The organism is Aestuariibacter sp. GS-14, assembly GCF_006494365.1.
Classification (GTDB): domain Bacteria; phylum Pseudomonadota; class Gammaproteobacteria; order Enterobacterales; family Alteromonadaceae; genus Alteromonas; species Alteromonas mangrovi.
Genome location: NZ_VHIP01000005.1, coordinates 166,711 through 192,270 on the forward strand (window position 1 = coordinate 166,711; position 25,560 = coordinate 192,270).

Annotated in this window: 22 protein-coding genes; 14 read left to right on the top strand and 8 right to left on the bottom strand. The window is 49.0% G+C overall.

From position 1 onward, the window contains the following. Positions 1 to 6: 6 nt before the first annotated feature. The 4 genes from FJ444_RS10350 to glnK all read right to left on the bottom strand — a co-directional run bounded on the left by FJ444_RS10350 (position 7) and on the right by glnK (position 4,393). Complete coding sequence (locus FJ444_RS10350) at positions 7 to 921, bottom strand: Dyp-type peroxidase (protein WP_140958215.1); 915 nt, start codon at positions 919 to 921, stop codon at positions 7 to 9. Positions 922 to 928: 7 nt separating this feature from the next. After that, positions 929 to 2,614, bottom strand: a complete 1,686-nt coding sequence (gene ggt, locus FJ444_RS10355; protein WP_140958216.1) for a gamma-glutamyltransferase — start codon at positions 2,612 to 2,614, stop codon at positions 929 to 931. 163 nt (positions 2,615 to 2,777) lie between these two features. Beyond that, on the bottom strand, positions 2,778 to 4,019 hold the full coding sequence (locus tag FJ444_RS10360) for an ammonium transporter (protein WP_140958217.1): 1,242 nt from the start codon (positions 4,017 to 4,019) through the stop codon (positions 2,778 to 2,780). A 35-nt stretch (positions 4,020 to 4,054) separates the two neighbouring features. After that, entirely contained in the window at positions 4,055 to 4,393 is a 339-nt protein-coding gene (glnK, locus tag FJ444_RS10365) for a P-II family nitrogen regulator (RefSeq protein WP_140958218.1), read from the bottom strand. A 255-nt stretch (positions 4,394 to 4,648) separates the two neighbouring features. On the opposite strand from glnK, the gene FJ444_RS10370 reads away from it, so the two are divergent. Continuing rightward, positions 4,649 to 5,443: a hypothetical protein gene (locus tag FJ444_RS10370; protein ID WP_140958219.1), complete on the top strand. Its 795-nt coding sequence runs from the start codon at positions 4,649 to 4,651 to the stop codon at positions 5,441 to 5,443. A gap of 5 nt (positions 5,444 to 5,448) precedes the next feature. Then, a complete protein-coding gene (locus FJ444_RS10375) occupies positions 5,449 to 6,366 on the top strand; it encodes a DUF808 domain-containing protein (RefSeq protein WP_140958220.1) in 918 nt (305 codons plus the stop codon). Here FJ444_RS10375 and azu read toward each other — a convergent pair. Further along, entirely contained in the window at positions 6,353 to 6,850 is a 498-nt protein-coding gene (gene azu / locus FJ444_RS10380) for an azurin (RefSeq protein ID WP_219993891.1), read from the bottom strand. The two genes, FJ444_RS10375 and azu, sit on opposite strands and share 14 nt — an antisense overlap. A gap of 550 nt (positions 6,851 to 7,400) precedes the next feature. After that, a complete protein-coding gene (mrcB, locus tag FJ444_RS10385; RefSeq protein ID WP_255439119.1) occupies positions 7,401 to 9,731 on the bottom strand; it encodes a penicillin-binding protein 1B in 2,331 nt (776 codons plus the stop codon). A 284-nt stretch (positions 9,732 to 10,015) separates the two neighbouring features. Between mrcB and FJ444_RS10390 the strand changes: the two genes are divergently transcribed. The 7 genes from FJ444_RS10390 to FJ444_RS10420 all read left to right on the top strand — a co-directional run bounded on the left by FJ444_RS10390 (position 10,016) and on the right by FJ444_RS10420 (position 16,450). Next, entirely contained in the window at positions 10,016 to 10,258 is a 243-nt protein-coding gene (locus FJ444_RS10390) for a DUF6489 family protein (protein WP_140958222.1), read from the top strand. 18 nt (positions 10,259 to 10,276) lie between these two features. Further along, on the top strand, positions 10,277 to 12,061 hold the full coding sequence (locus FJ444_RS10395; RefSeq protein WP_140958223.1) for an alpha/beta hydrolase: 1,785 nt from the start codon (positions 10,277 to 10,279) through the stop codon (positions 12,059 to 12,061). Between the two features lie 106 nt (positions 12,062 to 12,167). Further along, positions 12,168 to 12,596 (top strand): polyhydroxyalkanoate synthesis repressor PhaR, encoded by a 429-nt coding sequence (gene phaR, locus FJ444_RS10400; protein WP_140958224.1) that lies wholly within the window; start codon positions 12,168 to 12,170, stop codon positions 12,594 to 12,596. A gap of 177 nt (positions 12,597 to 12,773) precedes the next feature. Continuing rightward, positions 12,774 to 13,406: a phasin family protein gene (locus FJ444_RS10405; protein WP_140958225.1), complete on the top strand. Its 633-nt coding sequence runs from the start codon at positions 12,774 to 12,776 to the stop codon at positions 13,404 to 13,406. A 33-nt stretch (positions 13,407 to 13,439) separates the two neighbouring features. Next, on the top strand, positions 13,440 to 13,778 hold the full coding sequence (locus FJ444_RS10410; protein ID WP_140958226.1) for a phasin family protein: 339 nt from the start codon (positions 13,440 to 13,442) through the stop codon (positions 13,776 to 13,778). 145 nt (positions 13,779 to 13,923) lie between these two features. Further along, the gene (locus FJ444_RS10415; RefSeq protein WP_140958227.1) at positions 13,924 to 15,141 is read left to right on the top strand and encodes a polyhydroxyalkanoate depolymerase; all 1,218 of its coding nucleotides are present in this window, start codon (positions 13,924 to 13,926) and stop codon (positions 15,139 to 15,141) included. Positions 15,142 to 15,205: 64 nt separating this feature from the next. Beyond that, positions 15,206 to 16,450 carry a lytic murein transglycosylase gene (locus FJ444_RS10420; protein ID WP_140958228.1) on the top strand — a complete coding sequence of 415 codons (1,245 nt, stop codon included), beginning with the start codon at positions 15,206 to 15,208 and terminating at the stop codon, positions 16,448 to 16,450. A gap of 85 nt (positions 16,451 to 16,535) precedes the next feature. On the opposite strand, the gene phbB is transcribed toward FJ444_RS10420, so the two are convergent. Then, a complete protein-coding gene (gene phbB, locus FJ444_RS10425; protein WP_140958229.1) occupies positions 16,536 to 17,258 on the bottom strand; it encodes an acetoacetyl-CoA reductase in 723 nt (240 codons plus the stop codon). Positions 17,259 to 17,417: 159 nt separating this feature from the next. Then, entirely contained in the window at positions 17,418 to 19,886 is a 2,469-nt protein-coding gene (hrpB, locus tag FJ444_RS10430) for an ATP-dependent helicase HrpB (protein ID WP_140958230.1), read from the bottom strand. A 161-nt stretch (positions 19,887 to 20,047) separates the two neighbouring features. On the opposite strand from hrpB, the gene thpR reads away from it, so the two are divergent. The 5 genes from thpR (at position 20,048) to FJ444_RS10455 (ending at position 25,524) form a co-directional block, all read left to right on the top strand. Continuing rightward, positions 20,048 to 20,659, top strand: coding sequence for an RNA 2',3'-cyclic phosphodiesterase (gene thpR / locus FJ444_RS10435; RefSeq protein ID WP_255439120.1), 612 nt, complete (start codon positions 20,048 to 20,050; stop codon positions 20,657 to 20,659). Between the two features lie 69 nt (positions 20,660 to 20,728). Continuing rightward, complete coding sequence (gene purU, locus FJ444_RS10440) at positions 20,729 to 21,583, top strand: formyltetrahydrofolate deformylase (protein ID WP_140958231.1); 855 nt, start codon at positions 20,729 to 20,731, stop codon at positions 21,581 to 21,583. Positions 21,584 to 21,755: 172 nt separating this feature from the next. Further along, a complete protein-coding gene (locus FJ444_RS10445) occupies positions 21,756 to 23,930 on the top strand; it encodes a M3 family metallopeptidase (RefSeq protein ID WP_140958232.1) in 2,175 nt (724 codons plus the stop codon). A gap of 189 nt (positions 23,931 to 24,119) precedes the next feature. Continuing rightward, the gene (locus tag FJ444_RS10450; protein ID WP_140958233.1) at positions 24,120 to 24,959 is read left to right on the top strand and encodes a class II glutamine amidotransferase; all 840 of its coding nucleotides are present in this window, start codon (positions 24,120 to 24,122) and stop codon (positions 24,957 to 24,959) included. Between the two features lie 10 nt (positions 24,960 to 24,969). Further along, positions 24,970 to 25,524 (top strand): nucleotidyltransferase family protein, encoded by a 555-nt coding sequence (locus FJ444_RS10455; protein WP_219993892.1) that lies wholly within the window; start codon positions 24,970 to 24,972, stop codon positions 25,522 to 25,524. Positions 25,525 to 25,560 lie beyond the last annotated feature (36 nt).

Genomic DNA, 25,560 nt, shown 5'->3' on the forward strand with positions numbered 1-25,560 from the left:
AAAGAATTAAAGCTTAGCTTGTTGCTTAATGTAGTTAATGGACGGCGCAAAGTAAGCGCCGCCCGATTCTGCGCTGGTAAAGTCCAGCCAGCGGTCGTAATCGCCGTCACCGGTACCAAAAATCTGGCTGTGCAGCATGCGCTTAAACGGTTGTGAACTGGCGGAACAGGTTACCGAAAATAGTCCCTGCACTATCATATCACCATAGGGCATGCCCTGTTTGAGTAACTCCGGTGTACCCATTTCGTGCGATAACAGATTAGATCTTACTGAATGTGAAGACGGACTACACTCAACGCTCGGCAGATTGTGTTCCTGAGTTGTACCCATCACCTGTTCCTGCTGCCGTTGAGACAAACTCTGCCACCGCCGTAAATCATGACGAAATCGTTGTACATGCACATAGCTCCCGCCAACAAACTCATCGCTTTCGTCTAACACGGCCACTTTCATACGCTGCATGCCGCGCGGGTTGTTGGCCGCGTACACATAACCGTTAAGGTCCCTGCCATCCAGATAACGAAATCCCTGCACATGCTCAACCAATTCGACATGGATACGCAATAACTCCATAATCTCTAAGCCAATGGCATAGCAAATATCCCATCGGTCAGCACGGATTTGAATAAACAAATCCGCAGGCGTGGCGGGCGCAATTCTGTCTTCGCACTGCATATCGGGGAAGGGCGTAAGCTCGACGGGAATGGGGCCGGGATACAACTCACTCCAGTAGCTGTTACCCACTGCAATCACACCGGACACCATGGCTTCATAGTGCTCGTTGTCGTAGTGATCAAGTACTTCCAGTACTCGCCCTAATTTGGCGCGCACCGCCTGGCTGTCTTCGTCAACCACGTTGAACATCAAATATTGTGCGTGCAGGTTTGGCTCGGCACAGATACCTTTTTGTGGTTGTGACATAAAACTCCTAATATCCCGCGGCCTGACCGTCTTTGCGGCTTTCCGAAGCGCCATAATAGACTTGTTTATCGGCATCATACAGAATGGCTTGATAGCCACCGTATATTCCCAGCTTATCAGACAACTGATGCCCCCGCTCAAATAATGTACGACGCACTTCCGTAGCAAAGCCGGTTTCCATACTCAGCTCGCCACCATCTTTCATCAGGGCACCGGTTGGGCTGCTCGAGCCTACGTGAATAAAGCGTGGGGCATCGCCTGCTTCCTGCAGGTTCATCCCAAAATCAATGAGGTTTACCACAATTTGGGCATGCATTTGCGGCTGCGTTGCACCACCCATTACACCAAAACTCAACCAGGGCTTGTTATTACGGGTTACCATCGCCGGAATAATAGTGTGAAACGGACGCTTTTGGGGTACGTAAGAATTGAAATGATTGGGTGCCAGAGTGAACAACTCACCGCGATTTTGCAAAATAAACCCTAAGCCGGGTGGCGTCATACCTGAGCCCATGCCGCGATAGTTACTTTGGATCAGTGACACCATGTTGCCGTCTTTGTCGGCTACGGTAAGGTAAATAGTATCGCCTTCCACTACACCCGCTTCGTAACGCTTCGCAGCCTTGTCGGGATTAATCAACGCGCGGCGTTGTTGCGCGTACTCTTTCGAAATAAGCGCGCCTACCGGAATCTTGTTAAACGCTGGGTCAGCGTAGTATTTGGCACGGTCTTCAAACGCCAGCTTTTTGGCTTCCACAAAAGTGTGAATATAGTCGGCTGATCCAAATCCCATTCCTTCAATATCATACTGTTCCAGAATATTCAGGATTTGCAGTGCAGCAATCCCCTGCCCATTTGGCGGTAATTCCCAAACGTCGTAACCGCGATAGTTGGCGGATACCGGCGAGACCCACTCTGAGGTATGCGCCGCCAAATCGTCATAACTTAAAAAGCCACCCTGCTCTTTCATGTATGCGCCAATAGTGCGCGCGATATCACCTTTGTAAAACGCATCGCGTCCACCAGTCGCAATTTTCTCGTACGTAGCAGCCAGCGACGGATTCTTGAAGATTTGACCGGTGACTGGCGCTTTGCCGTTGGGCATAAATACGTCAGCGAACCCGTCGTACTGTCCAATGCGATCAACATTCATTTGCCAGTAGTAAGCCACTACTTCACTCACAGGGTAGCCCCTGCGCGCATAGTCAATCGCCGGTGATAAAATACTGGTCATGGGCAGGCGGCCAAATTTCTCATGCAAGCTGAACCAACCATCTACGGCACCAGGAACAGAAACCGGCAGTGGCCCAAATGAGGGAATAGCTGTTAAGCCTTGCTTCGCAAAGTAGTCGGCTTTTAGTGATGCAGGAGAACGCCCTGACGCATTTAAGCCGTGAAGTTGTTTGGTTTCAGCATCCCAGACAATGGCAAATAAATCACCGCCGATCCCGCACCCGGTGGGCTCTACTAATCCAAGCATGGCGTTAGCGGCAATAGCGGCATCTACTGCGCTACCACCCTGTTTCAGTATATCGAGGGCAACCTGTGTAGCTAATGGTTGACTGGTCGCCGCCATACCCTGCTGCGCAATGACTTCTGAGCGACTGGCAAACGGCGCGCCCGTTACGCGGTCATAAGCGTGAGACGCAGAAGAAAATGTGAGCAATATCAACAGCCGGCTAATTATTTTCATGATCGTTATGGGCGTTGGCCAAATAATCAAAGCATACCTGCTAAAGCGTGTTGAGAGAAGGGTATCAGGATAAGAAAAACCCCGCAAAAGCGGGGTTATAGTTGAAGTGATATAGGCTTATTAATATTGTTTTCGTGCCTAATCTTAAATTTTATCAGTGTGATTAACGACCGTTTGTGAAGTCTGGGTATGCTTCCAGACCACATTCGCTAATATCAACACCTTCGAACTCTTCTTCTTCAGTTACACGTACACCAATGATAGCTTTGATGATTAACCAGGTAACCAGACTGGTCACGAATACCCATACAAAGATAGTCAGTGCACCAATCAACTGGCCGCTGATTGAAGAATTGTCGTTGGTGAAAGGTACCAGGATAAGACCTAACAGACCTACAACACCGTGAACAGAGATAGCACCTACTGGATCATCGATTTTCAGTTTGTCCAGCGTGATGATGCTAAATACAACCAGTACGCCACCTAATGCACCAAACAGAGTAGCAGTAAATGGAGTTGGCGTAGACGGCTCGGCAGTGATTGCAACCAGACCAGCCAGTGCACCGTTTAATGCCATTGTCAGGTCAGCTTTGCCGAACATAATACGGGCAACAATCAGCGCAGCAATACAGCCACCAGCAGCCGCTGCATTGGTGTTCATGAATACAACCGCAACTGCGTTTGCACTTTCAACAGTAGCAGTAGCCAGTACAGAACCACCGTTAAAACCAAACCAACCCATCCACAGGATGAATGTACCTAAGGTAGCTAGCGGCAGGTTTGCACCAGGGATAGCATTTACTTTGCCATCAGCAGTGTATTTGCCTTTACGTGCACCCAGTACCAGAACACCTGCTAATGCTGCTGCAGCACCCGCCATGTGAACGATACCTGAGCCTGCAAAGTCAGACCAGCCTAAGTCGCCCAGTGTGTACATGCCAAATACAGACACGCCACCCCAGGTCCAAGAACCTTCCATTGGGTAGATGAAACCAGTCATTACTACTGAGAAAGCCAGGAAAGCCCACAGTTTCATACGCTCAGCTACCGCACCAGATACGATAGACATTGCTGTTGCAACGAATACTACCTGGAAGAAGAAGTCAGCGGCAGGAGCATAGGTTGCCGGCTCTTCAGTCACACCCGTTGCACCATCGCCCATAATACCAGCCAGCAACATCATGTCGCCGCCTTTATACATGATGCCGTAACCGCAAATCATGTACATGGTACAAGCAATCGCAAACAGTGCGATGTTTTTAGTAAGAATTTCTGTTGTGTTTTTAGCACGTACAAGGCCAGCTTCCAGCATGGCAAAACCCGCAGCCATCCACATTACCAATGCACCGCAGATCAAAAAATAAAAGGTATCTAACGCGTACCCTAATTCAAAAGTTGTTTCCATTATGCTTATCTCCGCAAAATTCTCGTAGACGGCGCTTACAGGGCGTCAGCGTCTGTTTCGCCCGTACGAATCCGAACGGCACCTTCAAGGTTGTAAACGAATACCTTACCATCGCCGATTTTACCGGTCTTCGCTGCACCAACGATCGCTTCTACCAGACGATCTACCTGGTCATCCTGTACCGCAATTTCCAGTTTTACCTTAGGTAGGAAATCGACCTGATATTCCGCGCCGCGGTATAATTCAGTGTGTCCTTTTTGACGTCCGAAACCTTTCACTTCGGTCACGGTTAAACCGTCGATACCGATTTCTGAAATGGCTTCACGAACATCATCCAGCTTAAATGGCTTGATGATTGCTGTGACTAGTTTCATGTGTTGCTCCCAAATGTTGGATTGCTTAGCAATATTGATGTTGTGCAAATGCTAATAAGACAAGTCCTATGCCACAAATTTTAATCAATACAATTCAGTAACTTACGCCAAAATTGCACAAGAATTTCTCAAATTTTTGCACCATTTGAAAGCAACAACATCCTTTTGCACTATTTTAGTGCCATGGGATTTTAACTCGCCATTCACACGATTTATCGCAGGGAACTATCGCTGCCTGAGTGGGTCGAATTGCGCATGCAAATGATCGATATAGACCTGGTCGACGACATACCAGGACCAGGTTCAAGGCCACCAACACAGTCAAACGCACTGTGGGGAATCGTGCTGCTCTCTGTATTGGTTCATATTGGGATCGTGACGTCACTATCCTGGTCAACTCCCGCGCCACAAGAAACGACTGCTCCCGCAATTAAGGCGGTATTGATTCAACTACCTGCTATCACGCCTGCGCCTGAAATAAAGCAGGAAGTCTTGTTGCCCGTCCCCGAGGCAGTGGCGGAAATAACCGAACAGTTAGCAGTAGACGCCCCACTGCCCAATGATGAGCCTGCACCAAAAACTGAGCCTGTTGCAGAGGCAGTAGCAAAAGAAACAATACCGGAGCCAACCACGCCTGCCCGAGCGGTGACCCCAGAGGTGACCCCGGAGGTGACCACAGAGGTGACTACCGATACCAGTAGCATTTTGATGCAGTCTGACGACAGCCCGGCCCCCGCCAGCCGCAGTATTCGGCAGTCGATTGGACAGTCACTCCAGCAGCAACAGTTACAGGTGCAGCAGGAAATGGCTGAAGCCGCGGCCCGGGCTTACCGTGAACAAAAAAACTCGCCGGATCTGAGGATTGGTGAGTATCAACCCAATCCCGAGCCAACACCTGGTGAACATGAAATTAATTGCGACAAGGGTGTGAATAGTTCACTGGCAGTGGTTGCAGGACTGTTTGGTGGCAATGTAAAGTGCACCCAACGTAACGACTTTCAGCAGTTTATAGACAAGCGGCTGAATAAAACACATCTCGACAAGGACTAATTACAGTGGCTGCAGCAAACTTACTGGCGTTATTGGATGACATTGCCACCATGCTCGACGACATCGCCGTGATGTCAAAAATGGCGGCCAAGAAAACGGCCGGGGTGCTGGGAGATGACCTTGCACTCAACGCAAACCAGGTGCAGGGAGTAAAGCCCGAACGCGAAATTCCGGTAGTAATGGCCGTTGCAAAAGGGTCATTCCTGAATAAACTTATTTTAGTACCCGCCGCGCTGTTGATAAGTGCTTTCGTACCTGCGTTGATCACCATCCTGTTAGTAATAGGCGGGCTCTTTTTGTGCTTTGAAGGTGCCGAAAAGCTACTGCACAAGTTTTTTGCTTCCCATGGCGACCACGAAGATTCAGAAGCGCGTTTACACAAATTGGCCGACGACAGCGTTGATTTGGTGGCGATGGAAAAAGACAAAATCAAAGGTGCCATTCGCACCGACTTTATTCTTTCCGCAGAAATCGTGGTGATCACACTTGGCTCCATTCAGGATGCGGATTTGTTTTCGCAAATACTGATTTTGAGTGGCCTGAGCATCGCCTTTACCGTGGGTGTGTATGGATTAGTTGCAGCCATTGTGAAAATGGATGACTTCGGATTGTATTTGCTCAGAAAGTCGCTAACTGGCTCATTTAATACTGTGCAGCGACTAAGTGGGCGCTTGATGTTAACCGCTGCACCAGCACTGATGAAATTTCTGTCCATCGCGGGCACCATTGCGATGTTCTTAGTGGGCGGCGGCATTCTCACCCACAGTATTGGTGTCCTTCACCACGTTGCAGAAGCTGCAGTCAGCCTGGCCCCCGCTGTCGACTGGTTAGTGAGCATTCTGTTTGATGGTGTGGCTGGCGTGATTGCCGGAGCCATTATTGCTTTAGCTGTGCAAGCCTGGGGTAAACTTACCGCGAAATAACGAGTTCACCCTTCATCATTACCCAATGCCCTGGTGCAGCGCAAAAGAAGACATAGCGTTGCGCCGGGTCGAGCTTAGCAACAGCAAAAGAAACACGGGTAGTTTCACCACCACCAATTACCTTTGACACAGCGATCACCCGTTCGTCACCGGGGGTAACATAGTGATTGGCAACACCCGCCTTGAAGCTGTCTGCCGCGATACCCTGCATATCCGACGCTAACGCCACTACTACATTGTGTCCCATTGCCGTCACAGGCAACTTGCCAATATGCTGAAGCAACACGGTGACAGTTTCGCATGTACTATTTACAAACAACTGCTTTTGCACAAACTGCATCCGATCGTTTGCCTCTAAGCGCACCTCGCAATTCGTGTCTTGCGCGTCCGTGTCTTGCACTTTGAACTCAACTTCATTTGCTGTCGTTGCAAACGACAACAAACCCGTTACTAACATACCGAAAAAAAGACCTGTACTTCGCATTGACTCACTCACATTAACTTCAATGGCAGCAGTAAATCACGCCTTGTGCAGGTTGCGCTAACCGGAAGATCACATCGGTCTTATCGCTTTTTCTCATTATCCCCACAGCTTAAACAGTACTAAGCTACTTAGTTAGCGCATTTGACGAAAAATGTGTGTATTTAACCTATTCTTCCACAACAGGCTGTCGCACGCATTTCACATGAAAAATAAATATTCATACATATCAATGCATTAAAATTTTTTCACTCATTGGCACAACTATCGCAATAGTAACTGCGACTTACAGGTTAGCAGGACATGGAACAGCGAGGTGCAGGAAATGATCACTTACAGCTTTATTTTATGGTTGGTGTTGGGCCCGGTATTGGCCTATGTGGTAGCGCTGGGTATTTTTAACGGAATTCGTTACTTATTCACGTCAGATACCGTTGCTCACTAACCTCCGATTTTACAGAACCAAACTACTCCCGTAGTGCCACTTCTCAGGAATTGCAAACACATTGCAATTTCCTGAGTTTTTTCTTAAAGGCATTATCTGACGCTGCGGTTAAAGACCCAGCAATCGTTCCCACCAGGATTTTTTAGATGCCTTCTTCTCTGATTTTTGTGTTGTTACCGGCTTGCCAAAGCAATCTCGTTGGGCAGGTGGAAGTACGTCGAGCACAGCAGGCACACTCATACTGTTTGGGCATCCCGCCACCACGACTTCGCCGGTATTCGGATCAAAATGCGCAATCCCCAGACCATCAGGGAAGCGGCGAGATAAAGATTTCGGTTCCTGTAATTGCTGATAGGCAATAAACACCGGCAACGCGCCACTTGCCCCGGTTAATCCGGTAGAGGCATTGTCATCGTTGCCTACCCATACGACAGACAGATTATTGCGGTCGAATCCGGCAAACCAGCTATCGCGGTAATCATCAGTAGTGCCGGTTTTACCCGCCATGTTCACGTTGGGAAATGCCCGTCCAAGGCCCTTGGCAGTGCCATCGGTAGTGACTTTATACAACGCGTAATTCAGCAAATAGGTCGCTTCTTCTTCCACCCGCTGCTCACCGTATTCGGCCTGACGCCACATCAGGTGATCGTTAGCACTCACAATGGCACTCACAGCATGCAGTGGTCGATATGCACCGTTATTAGACAGCGTTTGATACATTTGCGTAGTTTCAAACGGGGTAAGTGCAACGGCTCCCAAGGTTAATGAAGGGACCAGCGGAAAGTCCCGCTTAACACCCAGCGCCCGAAACATTTCTGCCACTTTATCAAGCCCCAAATCCAGGCCCAGATTTACCGTGGGCACATTGAGCGACTTTGCCAGTGCGAACAATAAAGGCACTGAACCGCTGAAGGTTTTATCGAAGTTTTGTGGCTGCCAGGGTTTGCCATACTCATCTTCAATGGTTAGCGGATTGTCTTCCAGTGGCGTAGCAAGGTGATAGCGGGATGGTTCCGACAACGCGGCCAGATAGACTGCAGGCTTTGCCAGCGAACCGATAGGTCTTACCGCATCCAGCGCTCGGTTAAAACCGGCAAATTCCACTTCTTTACCACCAATAATGGCGCGTAACTGGCCAGAAGCAATGTCGGCCACCAGCATCGCCCCCTCCAGAGGTGCTTCGCGCCCGCTCTGCAACTTGCTTAACGTGTCCGTTAAGGCTTTTTCCGCCCGCCGCTGGGCATGAATGTCCAGTGTGGTAAATACCTTCACCCCGGATTCGCGAATGTTGGGATCGGCCAGAATAAGTTGTAGTTCCCGTTTTACTTGCGACATAAAAGCCGGGTGCTTACCCGTTGCCAGACTGTCACCCGTTGCTATCCCCAATGGCCTTGATGCGGCCATTTCGTATTCTTGCGGGGTAATATCATTGGCTTCCATGAGCAGGCGCAAAACTAAATTTCGTCGCTCTAATGCGCGCTCGGGATACTTTCTGGGGTTGTAAAACGATGGGCCTTTTATCATCGCTACCATTAAGGCAATTTCTGTTTCGTCTAATTCATTGATTGGCCGGTCGAAGAAAAAGTAGCTGGCCAATCCAAATCCATGCACAGCCATGCCTCCACTTTGCCCCAGAAACACTTCATTTAAGTAGGCCTGAATAATGTCATCTTTGCTGTATCGGGCGTCAATGATGATCGCCATCAACGCTTCTTTTACTTTGCGTTCAATTGAGCGCTCACGACTCAAATACAGGTTCTTTACCAGCTGTTGAGTAAGGGTACTACCCCCTTGCACCGTTCTGCCTGCAGCTATGTTAGCTACCAACGCACGCAGAATTGATAAGGGTGCCACACCATGGTGATGATAAAAATCCCGGTCTTCTACCAGCGTAAGTGCTTTCACCAGCAACGGCGGCACGTCTTCCAGCTTTACCAGCATACGGTCTTCACTGCTGCCACTGGCGAGGCGTGTTACCAGCCACGATTCCAGTTGCATTGAGGGTAGTGACTGGCCGGTATCCACATCGCGAATATCAGCAATCCTTGCCCCGTCCCAGCGGATCAATAACCGCTTTAATGGCTGAAAGCCCTCAGGAAAGTGAAACGCTCTTCTGAACAATTCAATACTTTTGCCGCCAACACTGTACTCACCACTGCCGGATGGGCTTGCCACTTTGCGATAACCAAGCAGCGTTAATTCGTCGGTCACTTCCTTGCGGGTGATTTCTTCGCCTACTTCAATATTCAGTGGACGCGCATAAATTTGCGCGGGTACCTGCCATTTGTTACCGGTAAAGTGATGCTTAATTTGGGCATCGAGGTAAAACACGTATGCACCCAATAACACACTGAACAGTAAAAGTAATTTCCAGGTAATGCCCCACCAGCGGCGTTTCTTTACGGAGGGTTCTGCGGCTTTTTTTGATCGGGTTGTCACAAATCTTCCACTAATTCTGAACGTTAAGCAGTGCTAACTGAGGTTATTGGGGCGAACTTACAGACGTAAATGACGTTTAATTGTGTTCTGTATCATACTTTTGGCTCATCAGACTAGACAAGTGTATGGACAATTTTTACTCTGTAAGCAATCTGGCATTACGGGACGCGTTTTCGTTTTGCCCGGTTATCCGCAATCTTTTAACAGCTCAGCGGTAGTTAAAAGACTGTGTCATTGCGATTTGCAGCGCAAACGCAATAGCCAGCCAGAAACAGGAGTGTACCATGAAAATCTCTATCGACATTGATCTGTCGCCGTCTGAAGCACGCGAATTATTGGGCTGGCCCGACATGACCAAAATTCACGAAGCCTCCATTGCCATGTTTACCGAACAAATGAAAAACGGTAATCAGGAAGCCATGATGAGCATGCTAAAACCCTACCTGGACGGTAGTCAGCAGGCCTTTAGCTTTTATCAGAAGATGATGGAAGGCATTGCCTCCGGCACCGTCACAACAAAGAAATAGCTCATACAAGGAGTACTTGTGCAGCAACAGGATCACACCGAAATTTTGGACACGCTGAATCAATACGCTGAGCAATTTAACAGCATGGTTCAGAAAATTCTGACCCGACAGGCTGGCAGTGCCGATACCGCCGCCATGTTTAATCCCGAACACTTGCAGGCTTTGCTCACCAGCAAACTTGCTGAAAACGTGCAGGTGGACACGTCAAAGCTTATCGAAAACCAAATGGCGTTCATGCGACAGCAAACCGAGCTGTGGCAACAAGCCACTAAGGCCATGTTTGGAGAAAAAGCGCAAAACGTGGCCTCAGAAGAGCGCGGCGACCGCCGCTTTAGTCACAGCGATTGGTCGGAAAACCCGGTATTCAGTTATTTAAAGCAGGCATACTTAATTAATTCTAAAATGCTTCAGGGCATGATGGACTCGATGACATTTGCCGACCCCAAATCAGCCGAGCAGGTAAAGTTCTACACGCGCCAGTACATTAACTCTGTTGCGCCAACCAATTATCTGTTCTCGAACCCCGAAGTATGCGAAGAATTGCTGAAAACCAAAGGGCAAAGCATGCTTAAAGGCATAGAGAACTTTATGCGCGACCTTGAGCAGAGCCCGCTTGAAGCGTTCAAGATTACCCAAACTGATATGTCGGCCTTTGATCTGGGTGGTAATCTGGCTACTACACCCGGCGATATCGTGTATCAGAACGAGTTAATTCAGCTGATTCACTACACGCCCAAAAAAGCGAAAACCTATGCGCCGCCGATTCTGTTTGTACCGCCGTTTATCAACAAGTACTACATATTGGATTTGGATGAAACCAAGTCGGTCGTAAAAGGGTTACTGGAATCAGGGTTTAGCGTGTTTATGATTTCCTGGGTAAATCCGGACAAATCTCTCGCAAAACATGACTTCGTAAGTTACATGAAGCACGGACCGATTGCTGCGCTGGATGTGGTATGCGATATCACCGGTCAACCCAAGGTAAACATGGTTGGTTTCTGCGTGGGTGGTACATTGTCGGCCATGACCTCGGCCTATTTACGTGCGCAGGGCGACGAGCGGATATTATCGCTAACGTTGCTCACCACCCTGCTGGATTTCAGTGAACCAGGTGAAATCGGCAACTACCTCACTGAGGAAAGCCTGAACGCCATGGAACAAAATGCCGACATAAAAGGTGTGTACGATGGCCGCATTCTGGGGCTGAGCTTCAGTTTATTAAGAGAGAACAACCTGTTTTGGTCGTACTTTATTAATAACTATCTGAAAGGCGAAGATCCTGCCGCATTCGACATTCTTTACTGGAACAGCGACGCCACAAACATCACTGCCGCCTGCTTTAAGCAGTATGTGCGCACTATGTACTGGGAAAATAAGCTGAAAACACCGGGCGCAATTGTAATAGATGGCGTTCCGATTGATTTAGGCAATATTGATATGCCGGTGTACTTCCTGTCTACCATCGCGGATCACATTGTGTTGTGGCAGGCGGCCTATCAGGGTACGCAATTGGTGGGCGGCGACACGCGTTTTATCCTGGCTGGCTCAGGACATCTGGCAGGTGTGATTAACCCACCAGAAACCGGCAAATACCCACATTGGATCAACACGGAGTTACCCCCTACTGCCGCTAACTGGTTTGACGGGGCTCAACAGGTAGAAGGCTCCTGGTGGCCAGACTGGCATCAGTGGCTGGCAACGCACAACAATGCAAAAGTAACTGCACCTAAGCCCGGCAAACACAAATCCTACCCAGCGCTAGAAGCCGCACCGGGTTCCTACGTTAAAAAACGACTCGACTGATTCAGTTGCGAATACAGCCGCTATCTTTAAAAGGTAGCGGCATACATTTGCGCTGTTGCCCGCTTTTACGCTACATTGCGCACTTAAACCGCAAAGAGTAATTGCCATGATCACGATTAAGAAGTATCCCAATCGCCGACTCTACGACACTGCACAGAGTCAGTATGTGAACATGGATTATATTAAATCACTGGTTAAGGCACGCACCGAATTTAATGTAGTGGACTCCAAAACCGGTGAAGACGTAACAAAAACGATCTTGCTGCAAATTATCAGTGAGTCAGAAACCAACGAGCACCAGTCTATTCTTACCAACAAGCTACTCATGCAGTTGATTCGATTTTACGATTCCGATATGCAGATTTTTTTGCGTGAGTACCTGGAACAAAGTCTGGTGAGCTTTATGGAACAACAAGATCAGCTACAGGGCATGATGAAGAACATGGTGGATACCTCACCACTGGGTTTATTCAGCAAAATGATGGAGCAGAATCTGGACGTATGGACTAAATCACAAAAGTCGTCCAAGAAATAGCTTTTCATTCATTACTGCTGCAATGCAGCATAAAAAATTACATATATATTCTATAATGTTCTAGCACTTTGCTGCATTGCAACAAAATTACCCTTGACCATCCCTAGCGTGACTGCCTAATATATAACCAACAAATGCTGCAACGCAGCAAGCATAAACTTCGGATGGGAGTGTTATATGTTTGGCAAATTTACAGAACAGTTAAAAAAATCATCCAAGCCAATTAATTCGTTAATGGCGATGAATGCAAAGGCAATGGAAGACCTGTCGCAAAATCAAACTGAGTTATTTACCGGCTTACTAACCGACAGCGTAAAGTTTATTGAAAGCATTACCGTACAAACTGAAGTGAAGGGCGTAGTAGCAGCCGGATCAGAATACGCTGAATCCATGCGCGACCGCTTTGCTTTAGCTTCGAAGGGCGCTTATTCAACGTTTAGCCACATGCAAGCCGAACTGAAGGACGTAATGAAATCGTCTTTGGAAGACGGCGTAGATGCGGCAAAAAAGGCAGTGAAAGACGCCACCAAATCGGCACCGGTTGCGAAAAAAGCAGCGCCAAAGGCAGCAGCTAAAGCAGTCGCTGAGCCGGTAGCGCCTGCCCCAGTGAAAACGGAAGCTCCTGAACCAACTCAGGTACCAGAAGTGGTCGCTGAAGTGGTTGAAACTCCGGCACCAGTGTCAACGCCAGTTGTCGAAGCAAAACCTGCAGAGCCCTCAAAGCCTGCAGTAAAGAAAGCAGCCAGTACACGTAAAACCACGACTACCAGAAAAGCGCCAGCCAAAGCAGCGCCTTCAACCAAATCTTAAAGTTAACTTACGACTCTTTTAAGGAGAGACACCATGATCGAACAAATGACAGAGAAGTTCCAAACTGCAATGAAACCTGTTACCGATTTAGCGGCGCTGAATATGAGCACCATGCAAGAATTAGCAGAGAAGCAAAACAGCCTGTTTTCTACTCTGTTATCTGACGGCATGTCATTCGTTGAAACCGCCAGCCAACAGAAAGATCTGATGAGCCTGGCAGAAGCGCAAAAGGCGTACCTGGAAGGTTTACAGGAAAAAATGACTGAATCTGCGAAGAGCAGCTACAGCCTGATTACCGCAGCACAAACCAAAGCTGGTGAAATGCTGAAAGGCATGAGCGAAGAATTTACTGCTAAATTCGCAGCTAAGTAAGACTAAAGAATGAGAAAGAGGGCTGTAGGGAACTATGGCCCTCTTTTGCGTCTTATGTTACATTTTTTTTACAAAAAATGAACTGATGTAATCCCTTGTTGTCCTACTCAGCGCTCGTTCTAGTTGTATTGTTAGGAGTGACCGAATGAACTACCAAGCCTACGATTATATGGCCCGGGGTGCACAAATTATGCACGAAGGCTTTAGCTTGATGAATGATATTGCGAGTCATCCGTCGAACCCATTTTCCCACACGTTTCCAGGCCGAATGACCAAGGCCTCTCTGGAAACAGCAATGCGCCTGACTCGTCGCTACGAAAAGCTGGGGTTTAATATCGACGAAATCACTATCGACGGTAAGTACCACCAGGTGAAAGAAGAGGTGGCTTACAGCAAGCCGTTTTGTGATCTGATTCATTTTAACCGTGTTGGCGTAAGGGATGACCACAAGGTATTGCTGGTTGCACCATTGTCGGGGCATTTTGCAACGTTATTAAAAGGCACAGTAGAAGCATTACTGCCCGATCACGAAGTCTATATTACCGACTGGGCAGATGCGCGGGAAGTCCCGCTGGAAGAAGGCCCTTTTAGTTTTGATTGCTATGTTGGTTATCTCATTGAGTTCTTAGAGTATCTTGGACCCGGTACCCATGTTATCGCAATCTGTCAGCCAACCGTGCAGGCACTCATTGCTACTGCCGTTATGGCAGAAAAGAATAACGCCTGTGTGCCGCGCTCGCTCACGCTCATGGCGGGGCCGATTGACACCAGCAAAAACCCAACACGGGTAAATGAATTTTCAATGAAACACCCGATGTCGTGGTTCCGCAATGTGGCGATTATGTCAGTACCGCATGGCTATCCGGGTGAAGGCAGAAAGGTTTACCCAGGCTTTATGCAACTGGGTGGGTTCATTAGCATGAATCAGAAAACCCATATGAAAAAGTACATGAACTTCTACCAGAACCTTGTGTTTGGTGAAGAAGAGGATGCCGACCGTTTCCGCGCATTTTATGATGAATACCTGGCGGTATTGGATATGCCTGCCGAGTTTTATCTGGAAACCATTGAGCGGGTATTCAAAAACAATGAGCTAGCTCGCGGTGCTATTACTTATCAGGGGGAGCCAGTGAATTTTGAGGCTATCGACAAAACTCCTTTGATGACAGTAGAAGGCGCTGAAGATGATATTTGTGGACTAGGCCAAACCGAAGCAGCCCAAACACTATGTAAGAATATTCCCAAGTCGATGCGTAAACATCACGTACAGCCCGGAGCTGGTCACTATGGTATTTTCAGTGGCTCTAAGTTCCGTCAGCACATTCGTCCGTTAATTACCGACTTTATTCACAAATACGCCTGATACAGACTCGCCCATGCCAGCGCTTTGCGTTAGCATGGGTGCTCATTTTCTCAGGGAGTATTACATGCGCCATTTCCTTTCTGGCCATTTTCGTCTTCTGTTTCGTACCTCCGTTGCAGGGCTGGTTTTTGGTAGCCTGGCCATTAGCCAAAGCGCCTATTCTCAAACGGAATCAACCGACTTTGTAAGCTGTAAAGCCGATTTACAGCAGCGCGCCATTGAGAGCGGCGTCAGCGAGTCTGTAGCTCAGCAGGTATTTGCAAAAATCGCTTATCAACCGCGGGTCATTGAACTCGACAGAAGCCAGCCTGAGTTTGTTCAAACCTTCCCCGGTTATTTCAGTAAACGCGTAAACGACTGGCGCATTAACAAAGGCCGCGAGCTGGCCGCCAAACACAAAGCCCTGTTGGCTAAACTGGCAAAACAATACGGCGTGCCTGCTCATTACTTACTGGCATTCTGGGGCCTGGAAACGAATTTTGGTGGTTATAAAGGCACTATGCCAGTACTGGATTCGCTGGCTACTCTGGCTTGTGATCCACGTCGCAGCACATTCTTCAGCAAAGAACTGATCACTGCCGTTAAGCTGTTAGAGGCTCAGTCGTTAGAACAGGAACGTATGGTAGGCTCATGGGCCGGCGCGATGGGCCATACCCAGTTTATGCCGTCAGCCTATGCCGCTTACGCTGTAGATGGCGACAACGACGGCCAAATCAATTTGTGGGACAGTGAAGCCGATGCCTTAACGTCGGCGGCAAACTTTTTAGCACAACTTGGCTGGCAACCCGGATTTCGCTGGGGGCGTGAAGTTATGTTACCCAACGATTTTGACTATCGTTTATTAGGATACAGTAACCGCCGCACAGTTACAGATTGGGACGCGCTAGGGATAACGAATGCGCAGGGCAATGCCCTGGGCAACAGCGATCTTAACAGCTACCTGGTTATGCCTGCAGGTCACGAAGGGCCAACCTTTCTGGCCTATCCCAATTTCAGGGTAATCATGCGCTGGAATAATTCTGAGTTTTACGCCATCGCTGTAGGCCGACTGGCCGATCAAATTGCCGGTGATGGTGGATTGGTTGCACCGCTTCCGGATCTTCCGGCTTACAGCCGCGATCACATTATTGCGTTACAACGCAGCTTGAATGAACACGGTATCAATGTGGGTGGTGCCGACGGTATTCTTGGACCAGCCACCCGCGAGGGGATTCGCCAGTTTCAATTGAGTCGGGACATGGTAGCAGACGGGTTTCCGTCGTTATCTGTTATGCAAGCACTTGGTGTAACGATTACGCCAAACACGTAAAGCGCGGATTACAAAGTGCCTGAGAACAGCAAAAATCAGGCACTTGAACCTCCGTTAACTCATGTATGTTGTTATTGTAAGCCGGTTAATACATGTGTTGGCCGCCGTTAATCGACAGCGTTGAGCCGGTAATAAAACTGGATTCATCCTTCACCAGGAATAATACCCCGTCAGCAATATCTTCAGGCTTGCCTAAACGGCCAACCGGGATTTTTGCCACAATTTTAGCCAGTACATCCTCAGGAACAGCGCGAACCATATCGGTATCGATATAGCCTGGTGCGATGGCGTTAACAGTAATCCCTTTACCTGCACCTTCCTGTGCCAATGCTTTAGTAAATCCGTGAATACCGGATTTTGCTGCCGCGTAGTTCACCTGACCATACTGTCCTGCCTGGCCGTTGATTGAACCAATGTTCACAATACGCCCAAAGCTGCGCTCACGCATCCCTTCGATTACCGCACGGCATGTATTAAAACATGACGCCAGGTTAGTCTGGATAACTGCATTCCATTGTTCAAAGGTCATTCGATGCATGGTGCCATCACGGGTAATACCCGCGTTGTTTACTAGCACATCCACTGGTCCGTAATCTGCTTCAATTTGTGAAATTGCCTGCTTGGTTTTATCAAAGTCTGATACGTCAAACTTCATTGCTGCGATCCCCGTACGCTGAGTAAACTCCTGCGCGGCTTGATCGTTCCCACCATAGTTAGCAACCACCGTATAGCCTGCGGCTTTTAACGTAGTACAAATTGCTTCACCAATCCCTCGTGTCCCACCTGTGACAAGTGCTACTCTGCTCATGCTGTTTCCTCTTTTGCTATCGCTTACTAAATAACCGTTTACTATATAACCATCTATAAACCTAATCTGACAATGGGAAAATCAGACCTTGGTCGGGGTTTCATTGATCGATGTCAATTAGTCAAAAGAACAAAGTAGCAATTAAATATGACGAATCAGTTACTTAGGCTTAGTTGTACGCGCACTTGCCTGAGCAGTGGTCGGATCTTCCGGCCAGTTGTGTTTGGGATAGCGGCCTTTCATCTCTTTGCGCACCTCGGCATAACTCCCTTTCCAGAAGCCCGGTAAGTCGTCAGTGGTCTGTATTGGCCGGTTGGCCGGCGAGAGCAATTCAACCGTCACCGTTTGTCGGCCATTCGCCACGCAAACCGGCTCGCTACTGCCATACACTTCCTGAATTTTCACCGCCAACACCACCCGGGTAGCGTTCTCATACCGCAATGACCGACTAGTGCCACTTGGCACCGTGATCGCCTCTGGAAGTTGCATATTCAGCGCTTCCTGAAGTGCCCAGGGCAACGATTGAACCACTAGCTTATCCCACGCTAATTGCTTTAACTGCGCAACCGACTGACACGCCTGAAGCGCGCTGTGCACAGTGTCACTGGCAAGTACCCAGCTATCCGTAGGATCAGGCCAGGAGCAAGGTTCACCGTAGCTTTTATATTCAAGATTAAGCATTCTTGCCATCGACAATCGATGTAAAACGGGTATCAACAGCGCGGAATTTGGCCAATCCTTTATGGGTCTTGCGGCAAGCCAATCACGCCAAAAATCGCCTCGGGAAGTAACGTCTGCTTTGGCTAGCGGCACACTGCTCAGCACAATATCGCCAAATCGCAATTGCTTTTCCGCCCGCAACGTATCCGCAGCAGCATCGTAGTACAGCACTTCCTTGTTGAAAAACAACCCGCCAAAATGCGTCTTCAACAAAGCGATATCAATTGCCAGCGCCGAGCGTATTTGCATCACTGCACCGCGGCGCTGACCGTTAAGTACCGCTAGCCATTCCCCGCTAACATGGGCATCCTCTGGCAGCTCTGCGCCTACGCCAGAGGCCAGCTTAAGCGTGCCGTTAGGTTGCATGCGTGCCACCCAGTCTGGATTGATTAATGCTACCGCAACAGCCAGTTTGTCAGCCGATACGTAAAACAGGGCCGACTTGTCGGCCTGACCACCTAACAGTTTAATGAGTCGAATAGCCTGATCTGCCAAACGTTGTCTGGTACCGTCCGGCAGTTGCCTGAGCCCAGTCTGTAGGTCCCAATCTGGCATTTTGGGCGGATCTTCAGATAGCGCGGCAATCACGCTCCCTGCCACTAACCAGTCTTTGTCGCCTGTTTCTGTTGTCAGCCGACTCGCCGCCAGTAACATACAGGCGGTGCGCGGTTGCACCGGTAACTGTGCCGCGTCGCGCCCTAGTGCAGTGATCTCTGTACTGTCATTAAATGCACCCAGTTGTATCAGGGCATGCGTGGCAGATTGCCGTTGCGCGTCAGACGGCATGTCAAGTAGTGCGAGGTCTTTTACAGGGGTACCCCAGGCCGCTGCTTGTAGCACGAGGCCCGTAATGTCCTGCGTATGGATATCAGGCTGACTGAACTTGCGTAACCGCCCATGTGTTTCTTCATTCCATAGCCGAAAACACTTCCCTGCCGAAAGTCGTCCGGCACGGCCTTTTCGTTGTTCCGCCGACGCCTGGGATATCATCTGCAGTGATAACTCGGTCATCTGACTTTTGGGATGATACTCGGCAATCAACTCACGACCACTGTCTACCACTACCATTATGCCATCAATCGTTAAACTGGTTTCGGCAATATTGGTGGCCAGAATAATTTTTCGTCGGCCATCGGATGTTGGTTTAAGCGCGCGTTGTTGCTCTGTTAGAGGTAAATTTCCATACAGTGGCAATATCTCTGCAGTGTCAGACAACTGTGTGTTCAGGCGCTGCTGAAGCTGCAAAATGTGCTTCACAGTAGGAAGGAAAACCAGTATGTCGCCCGGCTCCGATGAAATGATCGTCTGTAGATGACTGAACAGGCTGTTCACCAGTTCAACATGTTGACACTGGCCCAAATAAGTCACGTCTACCGGAAATTGGCGGCCATCGCTGTGCAGCACTTCTGCATCAGGTAACAGCACATGAATAGGTGATACATCCAGCGTTGCCGACATCACCAACAGCCGGAGGTCGTCTCGCAACGCCTGCCTTACCTCAATGGCCAAAGCCAATCCAAAATCACTGTGCAGGTTGCGCTCGTGAAACTCATCAAAAATAATGATATCAACGCCATTGAGTTCCGGGTCCTGCTGGATCCGGCGGCTCAATATGCCCTCGGTAATTATTTCGAGCCGCGTATGTTTACTCACCGCTTGCTCACCCTTAATGCGATAACCCACTGTGTGGCCTACTGATTCACCTAATCGCGATGCCAGATAACTGGCCAGTTGCTTAACTACCACACGCCGGGGCTGCAACATCACAATGTGCTTGTTGCTGTTCGCTAATAAGGCCAGTGGAATAGCGGTGGATTTACCTGCGCCAGGCGGGGCACTTAGCAGTACATCCCGGGCTTTGAGTGATTCGCACAACTGTGCCAGTAAGGATTCTACAGGGAGCGTCATACCTGAATGGTTCTCACAACATCAATGTTCATACTACAGATGCACTGTATGTTAACCCTTCAGGCCAAATCACACACCGCACTTATACTAAAATAAGCAACTATAGTAACATTGCGCACTGTTGCAGTTCATTTATAACGAATACTAAAACGGCAGGCCAGATGACAATGCGAAGTTTTATCGGTTTAGATTTATCGGCTCAAAGTAAGCTGGCGCTGGAACACTGGCGGGAAAAAAGCCTGCCCGCACAGCCCGCTTCTCACATGAGAAATGCCAATCAGCCTAAAGTGCCCGTACGTCAGCCGAAGAGTGTGCCGGCCGCCAATTTTCACATTACCTTGTGCTTTTTAGGCAATATCAACAGCCGACAGCACGAAGCCATTATTACCGCACTGGGCAATATAGCAGCCGCTCCTTTTGAGGTTACCCTGGACACCACTGCTTACTGGCAGGGGCCGAATATCCTGTTAGCCGCACCTTCAGCGCCACCAGCCGGCCTTATGGAACTGGCAGCCAGTGTGAACACTGCTGCCAGACAAGCTGACATTGAGGTTGAGCGAAGGGATTACCGCCCGCACGTTACGCTGATCCGCAATACTAAAGCAGACTATCCTCCGCCGTTGGTTGCACCCCAGATAACCTGCCAGTTTAGTCATTTTCATTTGTTCGAATCGGTATCGACTCCCAGTGGGGTCCGCTACCCTGTAAGGCACAGCTGGCCATTGCTCAACCCGTCTTCAGTGCGGGAAAAACTGCAAAGAGGTCAATTTTAAGGCTTTTCCCCTTTACAGCGAGGCTGTCGCTCGGTAAAAAGGGGGGACTATTTATCACCATATAAAACCATGCATCACACCTTTAGACTTATTATTGATTGCCCCGACCAGGTTGGTCTGGTAGCAGGCGTGTCTCAATTCCTTGCCGACCACAATGCGTCCATTCTGGAAGCCAGTCATCACACCGATTTACAAACCGGTCGCTTTTTTATGCGCCACGAAATCAGTACCGACTCCATTAACCTGTCTTATGACCGGTTTATTGAAGCCTTTACACCGCTTGCCAATCACTTTCAAATGGAATGGAAACTCACCGATTCCAGTAAAAAACAGCGTGTAGCTTTACTAGCCAGTCTGGAGTCTCATTGTCTGGTGGATATTTTACACCGCTGGCACACCGGCGAACTGCATTGCGACATTCCGTGCATTATTGGTAACCACCCGCAACTCAAGCAGTTTGCCGATTGGTACAAGGTGCCATTCCACTGGGTAGACTTTAAGACCCTAGGAAAAGAAACGGCGTTCAAGCAAATCGAAGTACTTTTGGAAGAATACAAAATCGACCTCACCGTACTTGCCCGATTTATGCAAATTCTGCCAGATCATTTATGCAAGAAACTGGCTGGCAAAGTGATCAATATTCATCACAGCTTCCTGCCGTCGTTTGCTGGTGCAAAGCCCTATCAGCAGGCTTACGAACGAGGCGTAAAACTGATTGGCGCGACTTGTCATTATGTCACCAGCGATTTGGACGAAGGCCCCATCATTGAGCAAAGCGTTAAGCGGATCAGCCACAGTGACTCAGCCAACGATATGGTTCGCAAGGGCAAGGACTGCGAAGTAAACGCACTTGCACATGGCGTGCGTTATCACCTGGAAGACCGCGTAATCATTCATCGCAACAAAACGGTTGTATTTGCCTAATCCGTTTTTATTTTGCACCAGAGTCTGCTCATAAGCGTTCTGGTGCAAACCATCGCGGTAAAATACCTTTCACAATCTGTTCTCTGCACATAAACTGGTTAGTTGATGCATACCGAGTTATTACATCGGCTCTCATTAACATAAGAACGACAGATAAGTTGAAGTAAATCCAATGATAAAACTAACTCATACCCTTACCGCCACGGCGTTGCTGCTGGCACTTGCTGGTTGCTCGCAGGCACCGGTAACTGAATCGTCTTCTGCCGCCCCGGCGCAGGCACAAGTTGCAACGAGTGACAACATTCTCCTGCAAGACTATCAGGGCCCCTACGGTGGCGTACCCGCGTTTGACAAAATGTCACTCAGCGATCTGATGCCAGCAATGGAAGCGGCCATGGCCGCAAACCTGGCAGAAATTGACGCCATTGCCAATAACACTGAAGCCCCAACCTTCGACAACACCATTGTTGCACTGGAACGGGCCGGTAACGCAATTGGCAATGTATATACTTATTACGGGATTTGGAGTTCGAATCAATCCAGTCCGGAATTTCGTGACATTCAGCGTGAATTATCACCTAAACTGTCAGCCTATCGCTCTAAGATCAACCAGAATGAAAAACTGTTTAGTCGTGTAAAAGCCGTTTATGAAAGTGACGAACTCGCCACCCTTACTGAAGAAGAACAGCGCATTACCTGGTTAACCTACAATGGCTTTGCCCGTAACGGCGCTACGCTGGATGGTGATGCGAAAGCCCGCTATGCTGCCATTAACGAAGAGCTGGCCAGCTTGCATACCAAGTTTTCTAACAACGTACTGGCAGACGAAGAAAACTATGTAACCTATATTACCGCCGAACAACTGGATGGCTTGCCAGAATCGTTTGTTAAAGCCGCCGCCGCGGCCGCCGAAGAGCGCGGTAAAGCCGGTCAGTATGCGATTACGAATACCCGTTCATCAATGGATCCGTTCCTTACTTATTCAACGCACCGCGATTTGCGTGAGCAGGTGTGGACCACCTACTACAGCCGTGGTGATAACGGCGATGAATTTGACAACAACGCGTTAGTAAAGCGGATTTTAGAATTACGCCATGAGCGCATTAAACTGCTGGGCTACGAGAATTACGCCCAGTGGCGCCTGGAAGACCGCATGGCGAAGAATCCGGAAAACGCGATGGATTTGATGATGAAGGTATGGCCAGCTGCCATTGCACGCGTGAAGGAAGAAGTTGCCGATATGCAGGCGATTGCTGACGAATTGGGCGATAACATCACCATCAAACCATGGGATTACCGTTATTACGCCGAAAAAGTGCGTAAAGCCAAATACGATCTGGATTCCAATGAAGTAAAACAATACCTGCAACTGGACAAGCTGCGCGAGGCCATGTTCTACGTTGCCGGCCGTTTATTTAACTTTAACTTTACGCCGGTACCCGAAGGCTCAGTACCCGTTTTTCACCCCGACGTAAAAGTATGGGAAGTAACCGACAAAGACTCGGGTAAGCTGGTTGGTTTGTGGTATCTGGATCCGTTTGCACGCAAGGGCAAACGCTCAGGCGCGTGGGCAACCACCTACCGCAGCCACACCACGTTTGATGGTGCAAAAACTGTGTTGTCGTCAAACAACTCGAACTTTGTAAAAGGCCCTGAAGGTGAACCTACACTGATTTCCTGGGATGATGCAGAAACTTACTTCCACGAGTTTGGCCATGCGCTGCACTTCTTATCCGCAACGGTAAAATACCCCACATCACACTCAGGTGTGCGTGATTACACCGAATTCCAGTCGCAGTTGCTGGAGCGCTGGTTAACCACCGACGAAGTTGTTGATCAGTTCCTGGTACATTACCAGACCGGCGAACCCATCCCGGCCAGCCTGATTGAAAAAATCAACAATGCCGCCACGTTCAATGAAGGTTTCAAGACTACCGAGTATATGGCGTCAGCGATTATGGACCTGCTGTATCATACAACGGATCCAGCAAATATTGACCCCGATACGTTTGAACGCGAGCAGTTAGCCGCAATCGGCATGCCGGAAGAAGTGGTAATGCGTCACCGTACCACGCATTTTGGACACATCTTCTCTGGTGAAGGGTATTCTTCTGGCTACTATGGCTACATGTGGGCAGAAGTGCTCACCGCAGATGCCGCTGAAGCGTTTGAAGAAGCACCAGGTGGCTATTACGATAAAGCCGTATCGGATCGTTTGGTGAAGTACCTGTTCTCCATCCGCAACGCAATGGATCCGGCCGAAGCGTACCGCAAATTCCGCGGACGCGACGCAAAAGTCGAAGCCCTGATGCGTGATCGCGGTTTCCCGGTAACCTCAGAGAAATAATCCTCTTGTTTAAAAGCCCTCACCCGAGGGCTTTTTTACGTCTGCGGCATTATGCCAATCTTCGTAGAAGTGCGTATTTCAGTGTCTTTATTGATGTATACTCATATTGAGCATCTCACCCAAACCACCAGATGGATGAACGGGCGAGCAAGCAAGTAACCAAGATTTTAGGGCATAGAGAGAAGTAGCATGTGCGAGCTTTTGGGCATGAGCGCCAACACCCCCACCGATTTGTGTTTTAGCTTTACCGGACTCACGCGTCGCGGTGGCGAGACCGGCCCCCACAAAGATGGCTGGGGCGTTGCTTTTTATCAGGGTAAAGGGGTACGACTGTTCCATGATGCGGAGTCCTGTGCTACCTCTAAAATTGCCGAGTTTGTAGGCAAAGTTCCAATTAAAAGCAAAACCGCTATTTGTCATATTCGCCAGGCCAATGTGGGTAACATAAACCTGTCTAACACACATCCGTTTACCCGCGAGTTATGGGGGCGCTATTGGGTATTTGCACACAATGGCCAGATCCCGGGCTTTACCCGCCGGGTAGGTACTTATGAAGCGGTAGGCGACACCGACAGCGAAGAGTTGTTTTGTGACCTGATGAACAGTATTCGTCAGAACCTGCCCCGCGATGCCATGCCACAGCAGTTAGCCTCAGCGCTGGTATCGCTGGCGCAGGAATATGCGCAACAAGGTGTATTCAACTGCCTGCTTAGCAACGGAGACTGGTTATTCAGTTTTTGCAGTACCAAAATGGCCAGCATTACCCGTCGCGCGCCGTTCGGACCCGCCTGCCTAAAAGATGTGGAAGTAGAAGTCGACTTTTCCGCCGAAACCACCACCAATGATGTGGTGAGCATTATTGCAACCGACCCGCTTACCCATGATGAAGAATGGGATATCTATGAGCGGGGAGAGTGGAAGTTGTGGCAGTTGGGTGAAGTGATTGCCAGCGGGAAGGTAGATGTGCCGGTACACAAAACGGAAACCAGCATGGTTAGCCCTGCGAATATGCCAAGAGACTGCGAGTAACCCACCCCCAATGGCGGATTTGCAATACCAGGCCATCATGACCAGGCTAATCAACGCCGACCCGCTCAGGATGAAAGCATTGCAAGCAGTGGCGCAACTTCAGTTGTCATCTGCGTTTATTGCTGCCGGTTTCTTGCGGAATCTGGTTTGGGATCACATACACGCCGTTAGTTCAATGACACCACTGAATGATGTGGATGTGATTTACTTTGACAACCACCATTGTTGCCCGTCGAATTGCCGGGGTTATGAGACTCAACTTGAAGCGTTAATGCCTGGCATTGGCTGGCAGGTTAAGAATCAGGCCACAATGCATATCCGCAATAACGACAGGCCTTACACCAGTGTAATTGACGCCATGCGGCATTGGCCGGAAAAGGAAACCGCGGTTGCCGTGCAACTGCACAACGGCCAATTCACCTTTATTTCCGGATTTGGTTTTGAATCGCTGTTTGCAAAACATATCACCTGGAATCCTGCGCGCGAGATGTCCGTTTTTCTTTCCAGAGTTGAGCAAAAGCAGTGGCTGGTAAAGTGGCCCGCACTGCAGGTTGTTACCGCATAAACGCAACACTTTTATTCCTACTGGTTTTTTGACCCT

Coding starts and splice junctions, on each gene's coding strand:
- FJ444_RS10350 (WP_140958215.1), bottom strand. CDS start 921: ATGTCACAACCACAAAAAGGTATCTGTGCCGAGCCAAACCTGCACGCA.
- ggt (WP_140958216.1), bottom strand. CDS start 2,614: ATGAAAATAATTAGCCGGCTGTTGATATTGCTCACATTTTCTTCTGCG.
- FJ444_RS10360 (WP_140958217.1), bottom strand. CDS start 4,019: ATGGAAACAACTTTTGAATTAGGGTACGCGTTAGATACCTTTTATTTT.
- glnK (WP_140958218.1), bottom strand. CDS start 4,393: ATGAAACTAGTCACAGCAATCATCAAGCCATTTAAGCTGGATGATGTT.
- FJ444_RS10370 (WP_140958219.1), top strand. CDS start 4,649: ATGCAAATGATCGATATAGACCTGGTCGACGACATACCAGGACCAGGT.
- azu (WP_219993891.1), bottom strand. CDS start 6,850: ATGCGAAGTACAGGTCTTTTTTTCGGTATGTTAGTAACGGGTTTGTTG.
- FJ444_RS10390 (WP_140958222.1), top strand. CDS start 10,016: ATGAAAATCTCTATCGACATTGATCTGTCGCCGTCTGAAGCACGCGAA.
- phaR (WP_140958224.1), top strand. CDS start 12,168: ATGATCACGATTAAGAAGTATCCCAATCGCCGACTCTACGACACTGCA.
- FJ444_RS10405 (WP_140958225.1), top strand. CDS start 12,774: ATGTTTGGCAAATTTACAGAACAGTTAAAAAAATCATCCAAGCCAATT.
- FJ444_RS10410 (WP_140958226.1), top strand. CDS start 13,440: ATGATCGAACAAATGACAGAGAAGTTCCAAACTGCAATGAAACCTGTT.
- FJ444_RS10415 (WP_140958227.1), top strand. CDS start 13,924: ATGAACTACCAAGCCTACGATTATATGGCCCGGGGTGCACAAATTATG.
- FJ444_RS10420 (WP_140958228.1), top strand. CDS start 15,206: ATGCGCCATTTCCTTTCTGGCCATTTTCGTCTTCTGTTTCGTACCTCC.
- phbB (WP_140958229.1), bottom strand. CDS start 17,258: ATGAGCAGAGTAGCACTTGTCACAGGTGGGACACGAGGGATTGGTGAA.
- hrpB (WP_140958230.1), bottom strand. CDS start 19,886: ATGACGCTCCCTGTAGAATCCTTACTGGCACAGTTGTGCGAATCACTC.
- thpR (WP_255439120.1), top strand. CDS start 20,048: ATGACAATGCGAAGTTTTATCGGTTTAGATTTATCGGCTCAAAGTAAG.
- purU (WP_140958231.1), top strand. CDS start 20,729: ATGCATCACACCTTTAGACTTATTATTGATTGCCCCGACCAGGTTGGT.
- FJ444_RS10445 (WP_140958232.1), top strand. CDS start 21,756: ATGATAAAACTAACTCATACCCTTACCGCCACGGCGTTGCTGCTGGCA.
- FJ444_RS10450 (WP_140958233.1), top strand. CDS start 24,120: ATGTGCGAGCTTTTGGGCATGAGCGCCAACACCCCCACCGATTTGTGT.
- FJ444_RS10455 (WP_219993892.1), top strand. CDS start 24,970: ATGGCGGATTTGCAATACCAGGCCATCATGACCAGGCTAATCAACGCC.